Raw genomic sequence first — 16,932 nt, forward strand, 5'->3', positions numbered from 1 at the left:
GTCTTGCGCGGTTGTGCGTAACGAGCCTCCCAAGTTGCGAACCTCCTTTCGCGGGGATTACGTGAATGGAGCACCTGACGGGAGGCTCCTATGACGGTCGACGACGCCGAGCGGCTGAGCGTGGACGAGCTGCGCGGGCTCCAGCTCGAACGGCTCCAGTGGACGCTGCGGCACGCGTACCAGAACGTCCCGCACTACCGGCGGGCGTTCGACGCCGCCGGTGTCCACCCGGACGACTGCCGCGACCTGTCCGACCTGGCGCGATTTCCCACCACCAGCAAGGCCGACCTACGCGACAACTACCCGTTCGGCATGTTCGCCGTCCCCGGCGACCAGGTGCGGCGCATCCACGCGTCGTCGGGGACGACCGGCAAGCCCACCGTCGTCGGCTACACCGAGCGTGACCTCGACACCTGGTCGACGGTGATGGCCCGATCGCTGCGCGCGGCCGGCGCCCGGCCCGGCGATCGGCTCCACAACGCGTACGGCTACGGGCTCTTCACCGGGGGCCTGGGCGCCCATTACGGGGCGGAGAGGCTGGGCTGCACGGTCATCCCGGTGTCAGGCGGCATGACGCCGCGGCAGGTGCAGCTCATCACCGACTTCCAGCCGCGGGTCATCATGGTGACGCCGTCGTACATGCTCACCGTCATCGACGAGTTCGAGAAACAGGGCCTCGACCCGCGCAAGTCGAGCCTCGAGATCGGGATTTTCGGGGCCGAGCCGTGGACCGAGCAGATGCGCCTCGAGATGGAGGAACGCGCCGGCATCCACGCCGTCGACATCTACGGCCTGTCCGAGGTGATCGGGCCCGGCGTCGCCCAGGAGTGCGTGGAGACCAAGGACGGCCTGCACATCTGGGAGGACCACTTCTACCCGGAGATCCTGGACCCGGTCACCGGCGAGCCGGCCGAGCACGGCGAACTCGTCTTCACCTCGCTCACCAAGGAGGCGATGCCCATCATCAGGTATCGCACCCGCGACCTGACCCGGCTGATGCCCGGCACCGCGCGCCCGGCGATGCGCCGGATGGAGAAGATCACCGGCCGCTCCGACGACATGATCATCCTGCGCGGGGTGAACCTCTTCCCGACCCAGATCGAGGAGATCATCCTGCGGACGCCGGGACTGGCTCCGCATTTCCAGCTGGTACTCACCAAGCGCGGCCGCATGGACCACCTCACCGTCCAGGTCGAGGCGCGCCCCGACTGCCCCGGCGACCGCCGCGAGGCCGCCGGCGCCGAAATGGCCAAGACGGTCAAGGACACCGTCGGCACCAGCGTCGAGGTGGTCGTGGCCGAACCCGAGACCCTCGCCCGCTCCGCCGGAAAAATCCAGCGGCTGGTCGACCACAGGGAGCGCTGAATGGCCGTATTCCGCATCCTCGAAGCCACCGCGCGGCCCGGCGCCGTGGCCCGGCTGTCGGAGCTCGTCGTCCGGCAGGAACAGCAGATCGTGGCGCGGGCGGCCGGCATCGTCTTCGTCCAGTCGCTGCGCAGCGGCGACCGCGTGATGGCGGTGTCGAGCTGGGCCAGCGTCGAGGACATGCAGCGTTACCTCGACCGGCCGGAGACCGGCGACTTCTACCGGGCGCTGCCGGAGCTGCTCATGGGTGTGCCCAGCGTGCGCACCTACGAGGTGATCAGCCCATGAGCTGGTATTACCCGAAGGGCTGGACCGACTCCGGCGACGGTGTGGAACAGGTCCTCATCCATTACGCGGCGACACCTCCCGGTCAGTGGCCGGACTGGAGTTGGGGTCACGAGGCGCGGGTACTGCAGGATCTCGGCGGCTCTCCGCGGCAGCGGCTGAAGGTGCTGCGGATGCCGCGCACCGTCTGGGATCTGGAGAACAACCGGTCCACGCCGGAATACCGTTTCCACTACTACTTCGAGGTGTTCCAGCACGGCCACCGCTGGACCACCGACCTGTTCACCGAGGACATCGTCTACCGCGACCTCGAGTACACCGACGACAACGGCTGGATCACCAACATCTGCATCTACTGGTCGGTGGGCGACTGGGTCGCGCCGGTCTACAGCCCCATGGAGGACCCGCGCATCCCCGGCGACTCCGAGTTCCAGGCCAGGAACTATTACACGTACGACGACAAGGAACGCTTCCACCACGAGAAATACCAGATGTTGTACGGCCTGGACCTGCCGCATCGCTTCCGTTCGCGGATGTGGGGGCCGCGCGGGGCCACCCTCGTGCAGCAGTACCACGTCGGGCGCATGTACCCGCCGGAGGAGAAGAACGAGACGTGGCTGGGGCCGGACGGGGCGTCGGCGCCGGGAGGGGGCAACTGTTGGTACCACCACCTGTGAGCGTCTTCGGCCTGCGCAAGAACTGGGTCGACCCGGGGCCGGGCATCGCCCTGGTCCAGGCGCACTACGTCTGCTCCCCCAGCGGCGCACCTCCCGACTGGTCCTCGGCCGAACAGGTCGTGCTGGCGCCGTCCCCGGTCCGGACCGCGGTTCTCGAACTGCCACGGACGGTCGACGGGTCCACCGAGTTCTCGCTGCACCACTTCTTCTTCGTCGTGGGCGCGAACGACCGTACGACGTCTCCGGTCTTCACCGAGGACATCATGGCGCGCGAAATCGTGTTCGACGACGCCGCCGGGGCGTACACCTCGGTGGGTTTCGTCTGGAGCGCGGTCGACGCGCCCGTGCCGAACTACACCAGCGGGGCGATGGACGGTTTGCCGTTCGTGTCGCCGGGTACCGCGCCCCCGGAAGGTGACGTCTACGAGTTCGTGCGCGCGCAGCCGCTGCCGCACGTGTTCCGAGGGCTGGTGTGGGGCGTGCGCGGAACCACCATTCGCTATGGCTATCACCTGCTGCGCCAGGGGATGCCGGATCCGGCCGCGGACGACGAGCGCTGGGACGACAACGACGGTCACGGCTGGACCATCTCCCTGTGAGGCGCTACGACCGACCGCTGCGGTGGGCCGGCCGGGGCCTGATCCGCTACACCGGCTCGATTCCCTTCCCGGTTCTCCATTACGGGTACGACGGGTGGTCCTCCCCGCGGGATCTGCCCATGCGGCGCGACGACGCCGGCTGGCTCGCCTCGATCCCCACGGCCGGGCGCCACGTCGTCGACTGCGTCGTGCGCTCGGCGCGATCGGAGCGGTGCGACAACAACGACGGGGCGGACTACCGGCTCTGGATCGGGCTGGACCCGGTCGACGCGCACACGCACGTCCGCGCGCCCGGCGGCGGCATGCTGGGTTTCGACAGCCTGCGCACGGCCGCGTTCTCCGGCGGCATGACGCACGCGCTGGTCTCATGGACCGACAACGACCTGGTCGAGATCGTCGCCGAGGCGACGCCGTGGCTCACCCCGCTCGTCTGGGTCCGGCCCGGCGGTCCCGATCCGGCCGACGTCCGGCGCCGGCTCGCCGCCGGCGGCGCCGGACTCAAGCTCCATCCGGCGTACGACGGGTATCCGGCCGACACGCCGGGGCTGGATCCGTACCTGCGAGTGGCCCAGGAGGCCGGCGTGCCCGTGACGGTGCACAGCGCGCCCGGACCGGCCGATCCCGACCTGATCCGGCGCCTGGCCGAGCGGTTCCCGGCGGTACGGTTCGTGCTCTACCACACGTACCTCGGACCTCCGGAGGGCCGCAAGCGCGCCCTGCGGCACGCCGCCGCGCTGCCGAACCTCTACCTCGAGACCTCGTGGTGCCGGTCGGCCGAGGCCGAGCGGCTGCTCGACGAGCTGGGACCGGACCGGGTGCTCTTCGGGTCGGACGCGGCCACCGACGGGCCCGACCACTACGTCCGGCGGCCGCCGAACATCGAGATGACCGAGAACTACAACACCGGGCTGCTGCGGCTGGCCCAGCGGCTCGCGCCGGAGGTGTTCCGGGCGTTCGTCTCGGGGAACGCCCGCAAGCTGTTCGGCCTCCCGGCGGCGTACGTTCACAAGCGCCGTCCGCGGCGGCCGTCACTCTGACGTGGCGGTGTGGCGCGCCGGGCAAGATCTCCCATGAGTCGCTATGTTGGTACGCATGACGACGGCCGGCGCACGCGGGACACTCCTGCCGCGCGCGTTGCTGTCCATTCTGCTGTTCGTGTTGCTGGCGCAGGTCGCCACGCCGCAGCGGCCGTCCGCCGCTGTTTCCTCCTCCGCCGTTTCTGAATCCTCCCCGGAAGAGCCGGGTGAGGAGGCGGAGTTCGAGCAGGCGCCGCTTGACCGCGCCACCGTCCTCAGTACGCAGTTCACCGCGGGTGTCCGCGGTTCTCGCGCGCCTCCGGCCGCGTCCCTCTGATCACCGCTTGGTGATCGCAGCCCTGTTGCGAAGAGTGGACGTACCGACTGGACGGATAGATAGTCATGAATGTTGTAGCGGAGATGCTCGTTTCCTCGCCGGCGCCGGCGGCCATCTGGGCCACGCTGATGCTGCTCACCCTGCCCGCTCTGCTCCTGCTGGGCAGCCCCCAGGCGATGCGCCACCCCCGGAAGGCGGCTCAGGAGACCGTGGCCGCGCTGCGGTCGCAGGCCACCCTGCGGCGGCGTCAGGCCGAGGAGGCCGAGCGGGCGGCCCAGTTCGCCTCGGAGGTCGAGGTGGCGGCCTCGCGGGCGGCGGCCTCGGCGCAGCGCTGGCAGGAGATCTGGGAGCAGGCGTCGGCCTCGGTGAACACGGCGTACGACGCGTGGCTGGAGGCGGACGCCCGGGTGCGGAGCGCGGCCTCGGCCGCGGCGTGGGGCACCCCGTGGTCGGTGCGGACCTGCGAGGAGTACGCGGCGCGGGAGCGCTTCCTGCACCAGGCCGTCTCGGCGGCGGTCGGCCGCGGCGAGCTCCCGGCTTCGGCGCTGGGTGACGCGATCGCCGGGCGCAACGGCTGGGACGCGCGGCTGCACCCGGTCGACCAGGAACTGGTGATCGCGCGGGCCTCGGCCGCGTGGCTGCGCCAGTGCTACGACCTGGCCGTCGAGGCCGAGGCCACGGCCTGGCACGACACCTCGCTGGCCCGGCGCGCCGCGAGCAGCCTGCGCGAGGAATCGCAGGCGGCCGCGGTGCTGGCGGCGGCCCCGGCCCCGGTGCGGGGGAACACCGAGGTCCGGGCGAGCCGCCGGGTCACTTTCGGGGAGATCGCTCAGATCGCGATGCGCTGACCCGGGAAGATCAGGTTCGGGTCGTCGATGATGCTCTTGTTGAGCTCGGCGAGCCGCTCCCAGCCACCCTCGATCTGGTAGCGGTTGGCGATCTTGGCCAGGGTGTCGCCGGCGCGGACCACGTAGAAGTCACCGCTGGTCCGGGTCGTCGACTTGTGGGTCGACGTCGTCTTCGCGCTCGACTTGTGGGTCGTCGAGGTCGACTTCTTGTGCGTGCTGTGGGTGCTGTGGCTGCTGTGCGTGCTCGTCGACTTCTTCTTCACCGACGACTTCTTCGTCTCCGAAGCGCCGCTGGTGTTGTGGCCCTTGTAGCTCTTGGACGAGCCGGCCTTCTTGCCGCAGACAGGCCAGGCGCCGATGCCCTGACCGTCGAGGACCTTCTCGGCGATCCGGATCTGCTCGCTGCGGCTCGCCTTGTCGGCGGTGCTGGCGTACTTGCCGCCGCCGTAGGCCTTCCAGGTGCTCTTGGTGAACTGCAGGCCACCGTGGTAGCCGTTGCCGGTGTTGATGCTCCAGTTGCCGCCGGACTCGCACTGGGCGACGGCGTCCCAGTTGACGCTGCCCGCGGCCTGAGCCGGCTGGGCCGCACCGAACAGGGCGAACGCTCCGGCCACGCCGGCGGTGGTCAGGCCGAGGGCGATGGTGTGCTTACGGGTCTGTGCCATGGAAGAACAACCTCCACGCCTACGAGGTGAGCTGTCGGGTTCGGGCTGAGGTGCCCGGCCGCACGTGGCGGCTTCACCCCGAGGCACGCGCTGGGCGTGCCGAGGAACGTGTGGGTCCCCCGCTCCATGCCTGAGTTGAATTCCGTCGGGCGGCGGCAGGACTCGGCGTTCCGCCCGCGGTGCCCACGATCGTGGGACCGGCCGACCGTAACCACGCCCGGCGACGGTCGGCAAAGGCCCGAAGGGCGATCGTGACGTTGTTCTCAGTACGCCCAGGCCGGGAATGTGCCCGATTTCGTCCCGTTATGTGGGCCACCACGATCAAGGCCGCGACCAGGCACGATCAGTCCGGCGTTACCAGGCCCTGCAGCCCGACGACAATGGCGACGAGACCGAAGATCGTCAGCAGCAGTCCCCGGCCGAACGGCGCGGCGCCCGGTTCGACCGGTTTGCGACCGGTCAGGCGGTCCCAGAGCAGCGCGACGCCGACGGCGATACCGACCACCTCGAAGTGGAAGACGTGCGGCCCGTCGAACAGGTGCACAAGCAGGTAGTAGCCGCCGGCCACCAGGGCGACGACGCCGACCACCCAGCCCCAGCACGCCACCTTGTCGGCGAACCCGCCCACCCCACCGCCCACCCGGGGAATCTGCCGCAGCAGGGCCGCGGCCAGCAGCAATCCACCGAGGATGTTCGCGAGATCCAACAACAACGCCATGAGCATGCCTCCCTGGTACCCATACGGGAGCGCTCCCATGTTCGGTTCAGCGCCGCTGGATCGAACAGTCCGCGCAGAGCCGCTGATGCGGAATCGTGAATGCCAGGCAGCACGTGCGGCGACGGACCCGCTCGGCGTTCCACTCGACCAGCCCCGCCACCCCCAGCGTCCGCAGCACCCGGCCCGTCGTCTCCCCCGGCGGCACCCCGGCCACCGCGGCGGCCCGCTGAGCCGCGTGCGCGACCCCCGCCGAGAGTGACCCCAGCAGCAGGCGCCGGCTGACCCGGGTCGCGTCGGCAACGGTGTCGAGCAGCGGCGTCACATGCTCGTCGAGCAGCGTCCGGCGCAGCGTCGCCAGCAGCGCGCCCTCGTCACCGGCGACCCGGACCCGCGGCTCTCCGCCACCGGCCAGCGGGTCGCCGGGCAGCACCGACACCGGCACGTCCTCGCGCAGCCCGAGCCGCGCCGGCGCGTACCGGTCGTCGAACCGGATCAGCACCTGAGCACGCGAGAGATGCGGCACCCGGCGCGCCGCCACCCACCCGAAGACCGCCGGAACCGCGAGCCAGAAGGAGTACGCCTTCCAGATCAGCGCCGCCGACACGTGCGGCTGCGCCGCCGGCCACCGGCGCCGGCCCGCCTCGAGCAGCACCTCGACACCGTCGCCGACCAGGCTTTCCGCGGGGATCCAGCCCTCGAGATCGCGCACCAGCAGGTCGGCCGCGAGCCCCGGCACCCGGTTGCTGGAGCCGAAACCCGCCGCGATCGCGGCGAGGATCGGCGCGTCCACGAGATCTCCCACCACCGCTGTATACCCGCCCGAACGCTTTTCAGTGACGCGTCCCCAGTGGACGGTAGGGTGGCCCGGTGAAACTGGGTGTGAACCTGCCGCAGACCACCACCTACGACCTGGCGCACGACGTGACCGCGTTCGCCCGGGAAGCCGAGCAGATCGGCTTCGACAGCCTGTGGGCGTACGACCGGGTGCTGACCCCGGAAGACCAGACCGGACCCCACGGGTTGTACGGAATGCCCGATGTGCCGTGGCCGGAACGGTACGGCTACACCACGGATCCACTGGTCACCCTGTCGATGGCGGCCGCCGTGACCTCGCGGATCGAACTGGGCACAGGCGTCCTGGTGCCGCCGCTGCACGTACCGGTCCGCCTGGCCAAGATGCTGTCGGCCCTGGACGCGGCCAGCGGCGGCCGCCTCATCGCCGGCCTGGGCGCCGGCTGGTCCATCGACGAGTTCGAGGCCAGCGCCCCGCGCCCGCTGACCGAGCGGGGCGCCGCCCTGGACGAGTTCCTGGACGTGGCGGAGGCGGTCTGGGGCCCCGACCCGGTCACCTTCGACAACGGTCGATACTCGATCAAATCCGCCCGTATCAACCCAAAGCCCGCCCGACGCGTCCCGGTCATCCTCGGCGGCCGCGGCGAACCCGCCCTGCGGCGCATCGCCCGCCGCGCCGACGGCTGGCTCCCGACCGCGACGGCACCCCAGCAGGTCGGCGAGACCCTGACCCGCCTGCGCGACCTGGCCGAGGCGGCGGGCCGTGACCGAGCGGCCATCACCTGCGTCTTCCAGATCGGCGTGGCCGCGACCCCCTCCGTACCGAAGATCGTCGAGGAGATCGAGGCCCTGGCCAAGGTAGGCGTGGACCACGTCTACGTGACCCTGCCGTCGGCGTTGTCCTCACTGACCGAGCTGATCGACACCGCGGCCGCCCTGATGTCCGCCGCCGAGGACGCCGACCTGCACTGACCTCACCCCGCGCGCCGTGTCGGCCGCCGCCGCGGAGGTGGAGCGGCGGCCACGAGCGGACCGCGCACGACCGGCCCGGCGGCCCAGCGCTGTCGCCGGATCACGTCGAGGACGACGGCCAGGGTTTGAACGCGTTGGCCGGAAGCTTGGCGCCCAGTGCTGGGCAGTGGCGGCTGATCAGGGCGGTCATGCTGGTCTCGGCGATCCGGTCGAGGCCGAACCGGGTGTAGATCTCGGGGCGGTAGTCGGCGGTCAGGAACCGGTCGCTCTGCAGCCGCCGCGAGGCCATCAGGATGAAGACGCGGAACGCCGTGTCCGAGAAGCCGAAGCCCTCGGGCGGCGTCTCCGCGAACAGGCCGACCATCGTGTCGACCTCGTCGATCGACCGGTAGACGGCGCGAAGCTTGGCCACCGAGGCGGGATCGGCCGAGAGGTCCTCCCAGCGTGTGATCCGGGGCAGGTGCAGTGCCTCGCGGAAGTCGTTGTAGCGCGGGACGTCGCGGTGCCGGGTGCGGATCAGGTCGACCACCGACAGGTCGATCACCTCGCCCTCGCGGACGAAGTTGAGCAAGGCCCGCGGATAGTTGTGCAGTGCGATCGCCCCCGGGTGGGCGATGCCGAACGAGTACAGGGTGTCGGTCAGCCCGAATTCCCGCAGCGCGTCGTCGGCGCGGTCGCCCTGGATCTCCGGGAACTCCGCGCGGCGCAGCAGGGCGCCGTCACCGGCGGCGTGGAACGCGTACGAGTCCGGGATCAGCGGATGCATCCGGTAGACGGTGACGAAGTCCTCGGTCAGCGAGTACGGCGTGCCGTGGTGGTCCGGTGTCGTGGCCGGGATGCCGTGCAGCGCGTTGGCGTCGGTGAGCCACAGGCCGGCGCGGCTCAGCCAGTCTTTCGGTGGGACGCCGCTCCAATTGACGTTCATGGCCCGCTCCAGCACCGGCGTGGCCAGGATCGCGGGCGTCCACTCGATCGTATGGATCTTGACGATGATGGCGGCGACGATGAGGCGCGCGGTCTGGTAGATCCGCTCGTCCGGCCACAAGGGATTCCGTGACCGCAGCTCGTCGCAGAGGAGGTTGTGCTCGCGGGCGAAGAGCGTGTGCATCGCGCCGAGGCCGAGCCACCACGCCTCGCTGAACCCGGTGATCTCCGATCCGGCCACGTCGAGCGGCAGATAGCCGTCGGGCGTCATCCGCAGTTTGGCGCCGTCGCGCAGGTCGAGGGCCTTGGCCGTGGTGGTGCCGTAGACCTCGGAACCGTCCCACCAATGCGACGCGACGTTGCCGAAGAGCACGCCGTCGCGGGTGACGTTCCCGCCGACGCGCATCTCCGGCTCGAGCGGGCCACCGGGCGTGTTGGCCCAGCCCGCCATGTCCGGCGGCAGCGGAACCCGGACATCCGCCACGCCGAGCGGGTGCCGGGCGTGCACGACCCAGTCGTGCACCTGGAACTGGATCCACGCCGCGGCCAGGATGTTCAGCGACGTGGCCGGCCGGAACTCGCGGCGGTGCAACAGTTCCCGGCTCACCACGATCGGGTTGGGCTCGTTGACCAGCTCGGGCCGGGCCACGGCGGCGACGTTGCGCCCGAAGGCGGCGCCGACGGCGCCCATCGACGGCTCGGCCAGATCGTTCCAGGTTCCCTCGTGGGTACGGAAGGCGCGCGCGTCCGCCGACGGCGGCGCCGGCACGGGCCGGGCCGACGGCGGGGCGGGCCGGGTCTCGGTGTCGATCAGGTTCTCGCGGCGCAGCACGTCGCGCAGCGCCGCCAGATTGAGCAGTGACAGGGCCTCCGGCAGGCGGTGCCACGGCCGGAACCGGTTGACCACGCCGAACAGGGAGCGCATGGCCGCCCCGGCGATCCGGTTGCGCAGCGGGACCTCGGTGACCCAGTGCCGGCGGTCGCGGTGCGCGGCGCTGGCGTCGTAGGCGGTCTCGCGCACCCGGTTGAGGTTGCCGAGCGGACGGAACTCCGCGGTCGTGTTCCAGGGGTTGAACCGCAGGGCGTGCACGGCTCCGTCGTCCGTCGCGCCACTGTGGATGGTCAGCACGGCGATCGGCTCGGCGTCGGACTTCCACTCCACGGCCGCGTCCTCGATGGGCGTCTCGCGGGGGCCGCGATAGCGTTTGACGCACAGCTCCAGGCGTACGTCCGCGGCCTGAAGCCGCGACGTCATCTCCTCGCGCAGGAAGTCGAAGCCGGAGAACGGGGCGGCGGCGGGGGTGCCCGGCGCGGGCCGCAGAAGGTACTGCACGGCGGTGCCGCCCCAGGCGATCGGCACGCGGCTCCAGTAGGTCTCGGTGGCGACGCTGCCGATCCGGCGGCGGCCCCGCTGAACGTTGCCGACCATGCGCAGGGTCTCGACGGGCCCGAGGACGAAGACCAGGCGGACCAGCCCGAGGTAGCGGCGCGCGCCCCCGCCCGCCGTGGCCACCGCGAACTCGGTGAACTGCCGGGCGTCGCGGGCGTGCGACACCGGCGCGTTCGTCATCAGCAGGTCGTGCTGCTCGCCGGGCGAGACGGTCACCCGCACGGCGGCGCCGCGCAGGTCGGGCTCGCGGTCGTCGAGGATGCGGCCCTCGGCGTTGCTGAACCGCACGGAAGCCGGGTATTCCGCGCCGGGAACGGCGTACCCCACGCGCAGATCCGCTGGGACGTCGAGGAAACGCAGCGTCGCCGCCGCCGTGGCGAAGGTCCCCTTCGCCTGGAACCCGGCCCGGATCGGGCCGCCGGCCTTCCGGTTCTTCAGTTGCGTCTGAAGGATCTGCCGCGCCATCCGCTCGAAGAGGCGCCGTTCCGCCTCGGGCGAACCGCCCAGGTAGACCTCCTGCCATCCGGTGGTCATCCGGGCAGCGTAGCGGCCATCGGCAACCGTGGATCACCCGATCAGGGCGGCGGCGGCCTCCACAGCCCGTACGGCGACCTCGTCCAGCGGACGGTCGCTGAGCGCGAAGAACCCCTCACCGAACAGCGCCACGTAGCCGTGCGCGACCGCGAGCGTCGCCTCCAGGAGCCGGACCGCCGCCGGGTAGCCACCGGGATGCGCCGCCGCCACTGCCAGGTCCAGAAGCGCCGTCATGAGCGCGCGGGTGTGGTCGCGGCGCTCATCATCGCGCACGGCGTACAGCTCGTTGGCGAAGATGACGCTCATCCCGGCTCCGGTCCGGCCCACATAGCGGACATAGGCGCCGGCCACCGCCGCCATTCGGGCCGCCGGGTCGCCGGCCGGAGAGACGGCGGCTTCGATTGCCGTACGCAGGTCGCGCGCGGCCCGCGCGGACACGGCGCTCAGCAGGTGGGCGCGGTCCGGGAAATGCCGGTACGGCGCGGCGGCGCTCACCCCGATCCGCCGGGCCACGGCCGCGACCGAGAAGCGCTGCACCCCGCAGTCGGCCAGCACCTCGAAGCTCGCGGCGACCAGCGCGGCCCGGAGATCGCCGTGGTGGTAGCGCGTCACGGTTGCCTCCCTGTAAGGGGGCTCTTACATTATCAAGTAAGTGCCCTTTTACATCTGATGCGCCCGGGAGACATCGTGACCATCCGGCTCGGCTACCAGATCCCCAACTTCACCTATCCCGGTGTGCCCGTCGAGAACCTTTTCGACACCGTCGCCGCCCAGGCCCGCGAGGCGGAGGCGTCCGGCTTCGACACCGTGCTGGTCATGGACCACTTCTACCAGCTTCCGGGCATCAACACGCCCGACCACCCGATGATGGAGGCCTACACGACCCTGGGCGCCCTGGCCGCCTCGACGTCGACGGTGCGGCTCTCGACACTGGTCACCGGTAACACGTACCGGAACCCGGCCTTGCTGGCCAAGACGGTGACCACATTGGATGTCATCGCGAAGGGCCGCGCGATCCTCGGCATCGGCGCCGGCTGGTTCGAGCGGGAACACCAGGACTTCGGCTTCGAGTTCGGCACCTTCGGCCAGCGCTTCGAACGGCTCGAGGAAGCCCTCGGCATCATCGCGCCGATGCTGCGCGGCGAGGAGCCCACGCTCGAGGGCAAGTGGTACACGGCTCGCGGGGCGATGAACCACCCGCGCCTGCGCACGATCCCGATCATGCTGGGCGGCGCCGGCGAGCAGAAGACGTTCCGGCTGGCCGCCCGCTTCGCCGACCACATGAACATCATCTGCGACCTGGACGACCTGCCCCGCAAGGTCGCCGTCCTGAAGCAGCGCTGCGAGGAGGCCGACCGCGACCCGGCCACGCTGGCCACCAGCTTCCTGGTCACCGGCATGGTCGGCGAGACGGCTCAGGAGGCCGCGGAGCTCAGTGCGAGCCTCGACGACAACCGCCGCGCCCGCGCCGCTGTCGGCACGCCGGACCAGGTCGCCGAGCAGATCCAGGAGAGGATCCTGAACGCCGGCGTCGACGGCGTCTGCATCAACCTCATCCGCAACGGCCACCGCCCCGGCGTGGTGGCCGCGGTCGGCGCGGCGCTCAAGCCGCTGGTGACTGCCTGATCAGCACGCGGTAGACGACGTAGCCCAGCCAGGCCTGGGTGTCCTGGGAGTCCTGGTCGCCGTGCTGAACGCCGGGCCAGGCTCGCGGCCGCATCGGCTGGTGGGGCGCCCACAACCCGGCCCTGTTCGTCAGCAGCGTCATCATGATCCTGATCGGCCCGGCCGGCGTCCTCGCCGCCGCGTGACACCGAGACCGGACCGATCATGTGACGCTCCTCCCGTTCTGCCCGCCCAGCCGCTCAGCCGTTGCCGGCCGGGCCGCCGGGCGGGAGTCTGAGGGAGTGATCACCACCCCCATGTCGGTCGACCTCGATCTGCCCTACGGCCCGGCTCCGGAACACCGTCTCGACGTCTATCAGAGGACCGGCACCACCCGGCCGCCCGCGGTCGTGCTGGTGCACGGCGGCGGCTGGTTCCGCGGCGACAGGTCCAAGGAACAGCGACTGGCGTCGCTGCTGGCCGAGGCCGGCTACGTCGTGTTCGTGCCCGACTACCGGCTGGCACCGGCCCACCCGTTTCCGGCCGGGCGCGACGACGTACTGGCCGCGGCCGCGTGGGCACACGCCTCGGGCTACGCCTTCGACCGCGACCGGGTCGCCTTCCTGGGCGGCTCGGCCGGCGGCAACCTGGCGGTCGAGGCCGGGCTGTCCACCGGCCGCCCGGCGGCGAGCTGGTCGGGCATCTTCAACCTGCAGGCCTTCATCGAGGCCACCGACGGCACCGTCGCCGCGACACCGACCGGGCAGGACCTCGACGCCATGCGCAGCGCCGACATCAACCAGACCGGCCGCGACGACGCCTTCCTGCGCTGGTGCATACTGCAGGAGGTCGGCGGCGACCGGTCGTTGCTGCCGGACGCCTCGACCGTCCAGCACGCCACCGCGAACGCCGGCCCGGTCTACCTGGCCAATTCGCTCGCCGAGTTCGTCCCGGTCAGTGATCCGATCGCGATGCAGCAGGCGCTGACGGCCGTCGGCGTGGCCAGCACGCTGCAACTGATCCCGGGCACCCGGCACGCCGAGGGCTATCTGGACCAAGCCATCGCCGGGACCCTCGCCTTCCTGCACGACGCTCTGGCCCCGGGCCGGCAGCCGTGACCACGAGCGGCCCCTGGGCACCGTCGCCACAAGCACCGCTCGATCGGAGAACAAGCATGAACCGCCCCTTCAGCACCGTGGCCGACGTCTTCTGCTTCGTGACCGACCTCGCCGCCGCCTCCGCCTGGTACACCGACCGGCTCGGCACACCGCCGGTGCTCGAGGTCGCCCAGATGGTCCGCTTCGACCTCGGCGGGTCCGCCCTGACCATGCACAAGGCCGACGACTACAACACCGGCGGCCCGGCCGGATGCGTCGCCTACTTCGACGTCGAGGACGTCGACGCGCTGGCCGCCGAATGGATCCGGCACGGCGCGAGCGCCCACCGCGGGCCGAAGACCATCATGACCGGGGAGCGGCTCTGTCAGCTCCTCGACCCGTTCGGCAATCTCATCGGCATCCGGCAGAGGCCGCGCTGACCGGATCGGCGCTCGTCCGTTGGGGACACGTCACCGGCCGGACGTGCCGTCGATCAACTGTTCCTGGCGACGCACATGACGGTGCAGGGCGCTGAGCTGTTGCGCGGCCGAGCGGGTCAGCTCGTCGATGTCGCGCACGGCACGCTCCCGGTCGGTGAGCATGGCGGCGGCAGTCAGATTCCGGTGGTGCCGGGCTTCCCGGCCGATGGCGGCGGCCATCTCCCGGGCGTCGTGCAGCGTGCGACCGGCCCGTTCCCGCGCCTCGCTGAGCAGTGCCCGAGATCTCTCCTCGGCGTCGCGCACGTGCTCGTCAGCGGTGTGCCGCGCCATCGTCATGACTCGCTCCGGGAACGCCTCGCCGCCCACGGCCGCGGCTGTCGCGGACCGGTGCGCCTCGTCGAGCTGCTGCCGCACGTGCCGGGCCTCCCCTTCGGCACGGTCGCGGGCGCGATGCGCGCGATCGAGGGCGGCGGCCACCTCTGACAACTCGGCCTGGGCGGCTCGACGGCGCCCGCCGGGATCGCCCGGCGGCACGGCGGCCTCGAGCCTGGTCCGCAGCGCGTCGTTCTCCTCCAGCAGCCGGCTCATCTCGCCGATGGCCTCGTCGAGGAACGCGTCCACGTCGTTGTCGTCGTAGCCACGCCGGCCGAGGGACGCCTTCGCGAATTCCGTGTTGTGGATGTCGGCCGGTGTCAGGGTCATGGAGCTCCTCGATCGAGGGTCTCGGCACGCCGAAGGCGGGCGCGGATGCGCTCGTCGGAGATCGCGGAGGCCGTTGACGGCTACCGTACGCGCTCCACCGCGGGCTGCGCGTACAGTGGGCCCTGCGGTCGCCTCGAGGCGCCGGAGGCCGGCAGCACCGGCCGCCCTTGATCAGGACGCTCCTCGTCGTCGCCGGCGCACCCGCCCGCGACGGACGACATCGTCGACCTGGTCTTCCAGCATCACCTGACAAACGCGAACGAGAAGGATCTGAATGACACCGAACTATGACAATTCCTCGTTGTTCTTGGCGCCGTCCTCGCCCCGAGACACCGAGACCGGCCCGAATCGGCCGGCGGCCGACCACCGCGCCGAAGCGATGCGGGCGCTGCGCCACCCGTTCGCGGTCCGGCCCGAAGCGGCCGCCGCCCGCATGCGCTGAACGGTGAACGCGCGCCATCTCACCGGCTCGCCGCCGGCCCGCTTCACCCTCTCAGAAAGCACACCATGACCATCTCCAAGGCAGCCGTGATCTTCGCTCTTCGCGAGCGCGGCCAGCACGATCGCGCCGACTTCGTCGACCGGGAGCTCCCCGAGCACTTCGAGCTCTCCCGGCACGGCGGCCTGCTGTCCACCCTGCGGCTCGACCCGGCCGACCTGACCGAACCGGGCGCTCGGCCCGCCGTCGTCCGGCCGGTCTGACGACGCGCCGCCGGACACGCTGAACGCCTTCACGGCGACATCGTCATCGACTTGCCCGGCGACGGCACGTCCCGCTTCGCGATCAGGTCACGGCGGCCCAGACCACCTTGCCGTCCCGGGTGGGCAGGACGCCCCAGGCGGCGGCGGTCACGTGCACCAGCCGCAGGCCCCGGCCCCGTTCACCGAGCGGGACCGGCTGGCCGGCGAGTTCCAGTTCGCTCGCGGCCGGGAACCGGCCGACGCAGTCGTGGACCGCCACGGACAGCCGGGTGTCGCTGCGCGAGACGGTGACGATGAGCCCTCACACCGGGCTCGGCGAAGGGCGCGGACATTCGCCTGTCACTGAGACGGCACAACCCCGTCCTAGCGTTGCCGCATGGATGAGAACACGCACGACTCCGGCCCCCTGACCGTGCTGCAGAGCGTCAAGCCGCCCTTCGTCCCGGACGGCGCGGAGGCGACCACCATCATCATCGAGTACCCGCCGGGAAGCCCCGGCACGGCGCCGCACCGTCACCCCGGACCGGCCTTCGGTTACGTGCTCGAGGGCGAGATGGTCTTCGAACTGGAAGGCGAGCCCGAACGGGTCGTCCGCGCCGGGGAGACGTTCTGGGAGCCCGGCGGCGACGTCATCCACTACCAGGACGGCAACCACAGCACCGAGACACGGCTGCGGTTCCTGGTCACCATGATCTGCCCACCCGGGGCGCCCATGCTCACCTTGGTCGGCGCGGACGAGCTGACGGCTCGCCGCGGCCGCCGAGCGCCGCGATCCACCTGAGGCGGACACGGCGCAGCGGATGACGACGACCGGGCCGGCCTGGCCACTGGAGATCACCGCCCTGCGGCAGCCGCCCGGGGTCCGCCTCCGCGGCGAAGTGGACCTGGCCACGCTGCCCAGCCTGGAACTGGTACTGGAACTGCTCCTCGACACGCCCGGCGACATCGTCGTCGACCTGGAGGGGGTCACCTTCCTCGACGTGGGCGGCGGCCGAGCGCTGGCCCGGGCCGCCCTGCTCCTGCGGCCCACCGGCCGCCGGATCCACCTGCGAGCGGCGAGCCCGTTCGTATGCCGCGTGCTGGTCCTGCTCGGCTGGGCGGACCTGTTCCTCATGTACACGGAGCAAGGGACGGCGTGAGGCCGCACCGGACCTGCGGCAGCTGCGGACGGGCCGAGCGCCGGGGCGCGGCCGGTCGCTTCATGGACGGCTGGGTCACCGGATGAACGTCTCCAGTGGGAGGAAGACGTTCAGGCCGATGATCA

23 protein-coding genes and 1 riboswitch are annotated in these 16,932 nt (G+C 71.2%); of the genes, 15 read left to right on the top strand and 8 right to left on the bottom strand.

Annotated elements, in window-relative coordinates; all coding sequences use genetic code 11:
* The first annotated feature begins 90 nt into the window (after window positions 1-90).
* The 7 genes from paaK to ACGFJ7_RS18565 all read left to right on the top strand — a co-directional run bounded on the left by paaK (window position 91) and on the right by ACGFJ7_RS18565 (window position 5,127).
* Window positions 91-1,365: a phenylacetate--CoA ligase PaaK gene (gene paaK, locus ACGFJ7_RS18535; protein ID WP_392642816.1), complete on the top strand. Its 1,275-nt coding sequence runs from the start codon at window positions 91-93 to the stop codon at window positions 1,363-1,365.
* A complete protein-coding gene (locus ACGFJ7_RS18540) occupies window positions 1,366-1,653 on the top strand; it encodes a hypothetical protein (RefSeq protein WP_360250422.1) in 288 nt (95 codons plus the stop codon).
* Entirely contained in the window at window positions 1,650-2,327 is a 678-nt protein-coding gene (locus ACGFJ7_RS18545) for a hypothetical protein (RefSeq protein ID WP_392642817.1), read from the top strand. The genes ACGFJ7_RS18540 and ACGFJ7_RS18545 overlap by 4 nt, the downstream gene beginning before the upstream one ends.
* The gene (locus tag ACGFJ7_RS18550) at window positions 2,324-2,926 is read left to right on the top strand and encodes a hypothetical protein (RefSeq protein WP_392642818.1); all 603 of its coding nucleotides are present in this window, start codon (window positions 2,324-2,326) and stop codon (window positions 2,924-2,926) included. The genes ACGFJ7_RS18545 and ACGFJ7_RS18550 overlap by 4 nt, the downstream gene beginning before the upstream one ends.
* Window positions 2,923-3,963 carry an amidohydrolase family protein gene (locus ACGFJ7_RS18555; RefSeq protein WP_392642819.1) on the top strand — a complete coding sequence of 347 codons (1,041 nt, stop codon included), beginning with the start codon at window positions 2,923-2,925 and terminating at the stop codon, window positions 3,961-3,963. Before ACGFJ7_RS18550 ends, ACGFJ7_RS18555 begins: the two co-directional genes overlap by 4 nt.
* 55 nt (window positions 3,964-4,018) lie before the next feature.
* Window positions 4,019-4,279 carry a hypothetical protein gene (locus tag ACGFJ7_RS18560; protein WP_360250434.1) on the top strand — a complete coding sequence of 87 codons (261 nt, stop codon included), beginning with the start codon at window positions 4,019-4,021 and terminating at the stop codon, window positions 4,277-4,279.
* A 65-nt stretch (window positions 4,280-4,344) separates the two neighbouring features.
* Window positions 4,345-5,127 carry a hypothetical protein gene (locus ACGFJ7_RS18565; protein WP_392642820.1) on the top strand — a complete coding sequence of 261 codons (783 nt, stop codon included), beginning with the start codon at window positions 4,345-4,347 and terminating at the stop codon, window positions 5,125-5,127.
* On the opposite strand, the gene ACGFJ7_RS18570 is transcribed toward ACGFJ7_RS18565, so the two are convergent.
* The 3 genes from ACGFJ7_RS18570 to ACGFJ7_RS18580 all read right to left on the bottom strand — a co-directional run bounded on the left by ACGFJ7_RS18570 (window position 5,109) and on the right by ACGFJ7_RS18580 (window position 7,312).
* Complete coding sequence (locus ACGFJ7_RS18570) at window positions 5,109-5,792, bottom strand: transglycosylase family protein (RefSeq protein WP_360250440.1); 684 nt, start codon at window positions 5,790-5,792, stop codon at window positions 5,109-5,111. The genes ACGFJ7_RS18565 and ACGFJ7_RS18570 overlap by 19 nt on opposite strands.
* A 2-nt stretch (window positions 5,793-5,794) precedes the next feature.
* Window positions 5,795-5,950: riboswitch (cyclic di-AMP (ydaO/yuaA leader) on the bottom strand.
* A gap of 185 nt (window positions 5,951-6,135) precedes the next feature.
* Window positions 6,136-6,510 carry a hypothetical protein gene (locus tag ACGFJ7_RS18575; RefSeq protein WP_392642821.1) on the bottom strand — a complete coding sequence of 125 codons (375 nt, stop codon included), beginning with the start codon at window positions 6,508-6,510 and terminating at the stop codon, window positions 6,136-6,138.
* A 46-nt stretch (window positions 6,511-6,556) separates the two neighbouring features.
* A complete protein-coding gene (locus tag ACGFJ7_RS18580; protein ID WP_360250446.1) occupies window positions 6,557-7,312 on the bottom strand; it encodes a (2Fe-2S)-binding protein in 756 nt (251 codons plus the stop codon).
* 65 nt (window positions 7,313-7,377) lie between these two features.
* Between ACGFJ7_RS18580 and ACGFJ7_RS18585 the strand changes: the two genes are divergently transcribed.
* Window positions 7,378-8,274, top strand: a complete 897-nt coding sequence (locus ACGFJ7_RS18585; protein ID WP_360250449.1) for an LLM class F420-dependent oxidoreductase — start codon at window positions 7,378-7,380, stop codon at window positions 8,272-8,274.
* A 100-nt stretch (window positions 8,275-8,374) separates the two neighbouring features.
* On the opposite strand, the gene ACGFJ7_RS18590 is transcribed toward ACGFJ7_RS18585, so the two are convergent.
* Window positions 8,375-11,122: a peroxidase family protein gene (locus tag ACGFJ7_RS18590; RefSeq protein ID WP_392642822.1), complete on the bottom strand. Its 2,748-nt coding sequence runs from the start codon at window positions 11,120-11,122 to the stop codon at window positions 8,375-8,377.
* Window positions 11,123-11,155: 33 nt separating this feature from the next.
* Window positions 11,156-11,734, bottom strand: a complete 579-nt coding sequence (locus tag ACGFJ7_RS18595; protein ID WP_360250455.1) for a helix-turn-helix domain-containing protein — start codon at window positions 11,732-11,734, stop codon at window positions 11,156-11,158.
* A gap of 75 nt (window positions 11,735-11,809) precedes the next feature.
* Between ACGFJ7_RS18595 and ACGFJ7_RS18600 the strand changes: the two genes are divergently transcribed.
* Window positions 11,810-12,748 carry an LLM class F420-dependent oxidoreductase gene (locus tag ACGFJ7_RS18600; protein WP_392642823.1) on the top strand — a complete coding sequence of 313 codons (939 nt, stop codon included), beginning with the start codon at window positions 11,810-11,812 and terminating at the stop codon, window positions 12,746-12,748.
* Here ACGFJ7_RS18600 and ACGFJ7_RS18605 read toward each other — a convergent pair.
* Window positions 12,726-12,893 carry a hypothetical protein gene (locus ACGFJ7_RS18605; protein WP_360250461.1) on the bottom strand — a complete coding sequence of 56 codons (168 nt, stop codon included), beginning with the start codon at window positions 12,891-12,893 and terminating at the stop codon, window positions 12,726-12,728. The two genes, ACGFJ7_RS18600 and ACGFJ7_RS18605, sit on opposite strands and share 23 nt — an antisense overlap.
* A 136-nt stretch (window positions 12,894-13,029) precedes the next feature.
* Here ACGFJ7_RS18605 and ACGFJ7_RS18610 point away from each other — a divergent pair, with 136 nt between their 5' ends.
* Window positions 13,030-13,845, top strand: coding sequence for an alpha/beta hydrolase (locus ACGFJ7_RS18610; protein WP_360250464.1), 816 nt, complete (start codon window positions 13,030-13,032; stop codon window positions 13,843-13,845).
* A 56-nt stretch (window positions 13,846-13,901) separates the two neighbouring features.
* Window positions 13,902-14,264 (top strand): VOC family protein, encoded by a 363-nt coding sequence (locus ACGFJ7_RS18615; protein WP_360250467.1) that lies wholly within the window; start codon window positions 13,902-13,904, stop codon window positions 14,262-14,264.
* 30 nt (window positions 14,265-14,294) lie between these two features.
* Here ACGFJ7_RS18615 and ACGFJ7_RS18620 read toward each other — a convergent pair whose 3' ends face one another.
* Entirely contained in the window at window positions 14,295-14,966 is a 672-nt protein-coding gene (locus tag ACGFJ7_RS18620; RefSeq protein WP_392642824.1) for a DivIVA domain-containing protein, read from the bottom strand.
* Window positions 14,967-15,240: 274 nt separating this feature from the next.
* Between ACGFJ7_RS18620 and ACGFJ7_RS18625 the strand changes: the two genes are divergently transcribed.
* Window positions 15,241-15,408, top strand: coding sequence for a hypothetical protein (locus ACGFJ7_RS18625; protein ID WP_392642825.1), 168 nt, complete (start codon window positions 15,241-15,243; stop codon window positions 15,406-15,408).
* A 65-nt stretch (window positions 15,409-15,473) separates the two neighbouring features.
* Window positions 15,474-15,668 (top strand): hypothetical protein, encoded by a 195-nt coding sequence (locus ACGFJ7_RS18630; RefSeq protein WP_360250476.1) that lies wholly within the window; start codon window positions 15,474-15,476, stop codon window positions 15,666-15,668.
* Window positions 15,669-15,750: 82 nt separating this feature from the next.
* Here ACGFJ7_RS18630 and ACGFJ7_RS18635 read toward each other — a convergent pair whose 3' ends face one another.
* Window positions 15,751-15,927, bottom strand: a complete 177-nt coding sequence (locus ACGFJ7_RS18635; RefSeq protein ID WP_360250479.1) for a hypothetical protein — start codon at window positions 15,925-15,927, stop codon at window positions 15,751-15,753.
* A gap of 117 nt (window positions 15,928-16,044) precedes the next feature.
* Here ACGFJ7_RS18635 and ACGFJ7_RS18640 point away from each other — a divergent pair, with 117 nt between their 5' ends.
* Together ACGFJ7_RS18640 and ACGFJ7_RS18645 are read left to right on the top strand one after the other, a co-directional pair.
* On the top strand, window positions 16,045-16,449 hold the full coding sequence (locus ACGFJ7_RS18640; protein ID WP_360250482.1) for a cupin domain-containing protein: 405 nt from the start codon (window positions 16,045-16,047) through the stop codon (window positions 16,447-16,449).
* Between the two features lie 19 nt (window positions 16,450-16,468).
* Complete coding sequence (locus tag ACGFJ7_RS18645) at window positions 16,469-16,807, top strand: STAS domain-containing protein (protein ID WP_360250485.1); 339 nt, start codon at window positions 16,469-16,471, stop codon at window positions 16,805-16,807.
* The last annotated feature ends 125 nt before the right edge of the window (window positions 16,808-16,932 follow it).

The organism is Actinoplanes sp. NPDC048988, from assembly GCF_043197815.1.
Taxonomy (GTDB): domain Bacteria; phylum Actinomycetota; class Actinomycetes; order Mycobacteriales; family Micromonosporaceae; genus Actinoplanes.

Excerpts from the sequence above, each read along its gene's own strand:
- paaK (WP_392642816.1), top strand. The coding sequence starts at position 91 with ATGACGGTCGACGACGCCGAGCGGCTGAGCGTGGACGAGCTGCGCGGG.
- ACGFJ7_RS18540 (WP_360250422.1), top strand. The coding sequence starts at position 1,366 with ATGGCCGTATTCCGCATCCTCGAAGCCACCGCGCGGCCCGGCGCCGTG.
- ACGFJ7_RS18545 (WP_392642817.1), top strand. The coding sequence starts at position 1,650 with ATGAGCTGGTATTACCCGAAGGGCTGGACCGACTCCGGCGACGGTGTG.
- ACGFJ7_RS18560 (WP_360250434.1), top strand. The coding sequence starts at position 4,019 with ATGACGACGGCCGGCGCACGCGGGACACTCCTGCCGCGCGCGTTGCTG.
- ACGFJ7_RS18565 (WP_392642820.1), top strand. The coding sequence starts at position 4,345 with ATGAATGTTGTAGCGGAGATGCTCGTTTCCTCGCCGGCGCCGGCGGCC.
- ACGFJ7_RS18570 (WP_360250440.1), bottom strand. The coding sequence starts at position 5,792 with ATGGCACAGACCCGTAAGCACACCATCGCCCTCGGCCTGACCACCGCC.
- ACGFJ7_RS18575 (WP_392642821.1), bottom strand. The coding sequence starts at position 6,510 with ATGGCGTTGTTGTTGGATCTCGCGAACATCCTCGGTGGATTGCTGCTG.
- ACGFJ7_RS18590 (WP_392642822.1), bottom strand. The coding sequence starts at position 11,122 with ATGACCACCGGATGGCAGGAGGTCTACCTGGGCGGTTCGCCCGAGGCG.
- ACGFJ7_RS18605 (WP_360250461.1), bottom strand. The coding sequence starts at position 12,893 with ATGATGACGCTGCTGACGAACAGGGCCGGGTTGTGGGCGCCCCACCAG.
- ACGFJ7_RS18615 (WP_360250467.1), top strand. The coding sequence starts at position 13,902 with ATGAACCGCCCCTTCAGCACCGTGGCCGACGTCTTCTGCTTCGTGACC.
- ACGFJ7_RS18620 (WP_392642824.1), bottom strand. The coding sequence starts at position 14,966 with ATGACCCTGACACCGGCCGACATCCACAACACGGAATTCGCGAAGGCG.
- ACGFJ7_RS18625 (WP_392642825.1), top strand. The coding sequence starts at position 15,241 with ATGACACCGAACTATGACAATTCCTCGTTGTTCTTGGCGCCGTCCTCG.
- ACGFJ7_RS18630 (WP_360250476.1), top strand. The coding sequence starts at position 15,474 with ATGACCATCTCCAAGGCAGCCGTGATCTTCGCTCTTCGCGAGCGCGGC.
- ACGFJ7_RS18640 (WP_360250482.1), top strand. The coding sequence starts at position 16,045 with ATGGATGAGAACACGCACGACTCCGGCCCCCTGACCGTGCTGCAGAGC.
- ACGFJ7_RS18645 (WP_360250485.1), top strand. The coding sequence starts at position 16,469 with ATGACGACGACCGGGCCGGCCTGGCCACTGGAGATCACCGCCCTGCGG.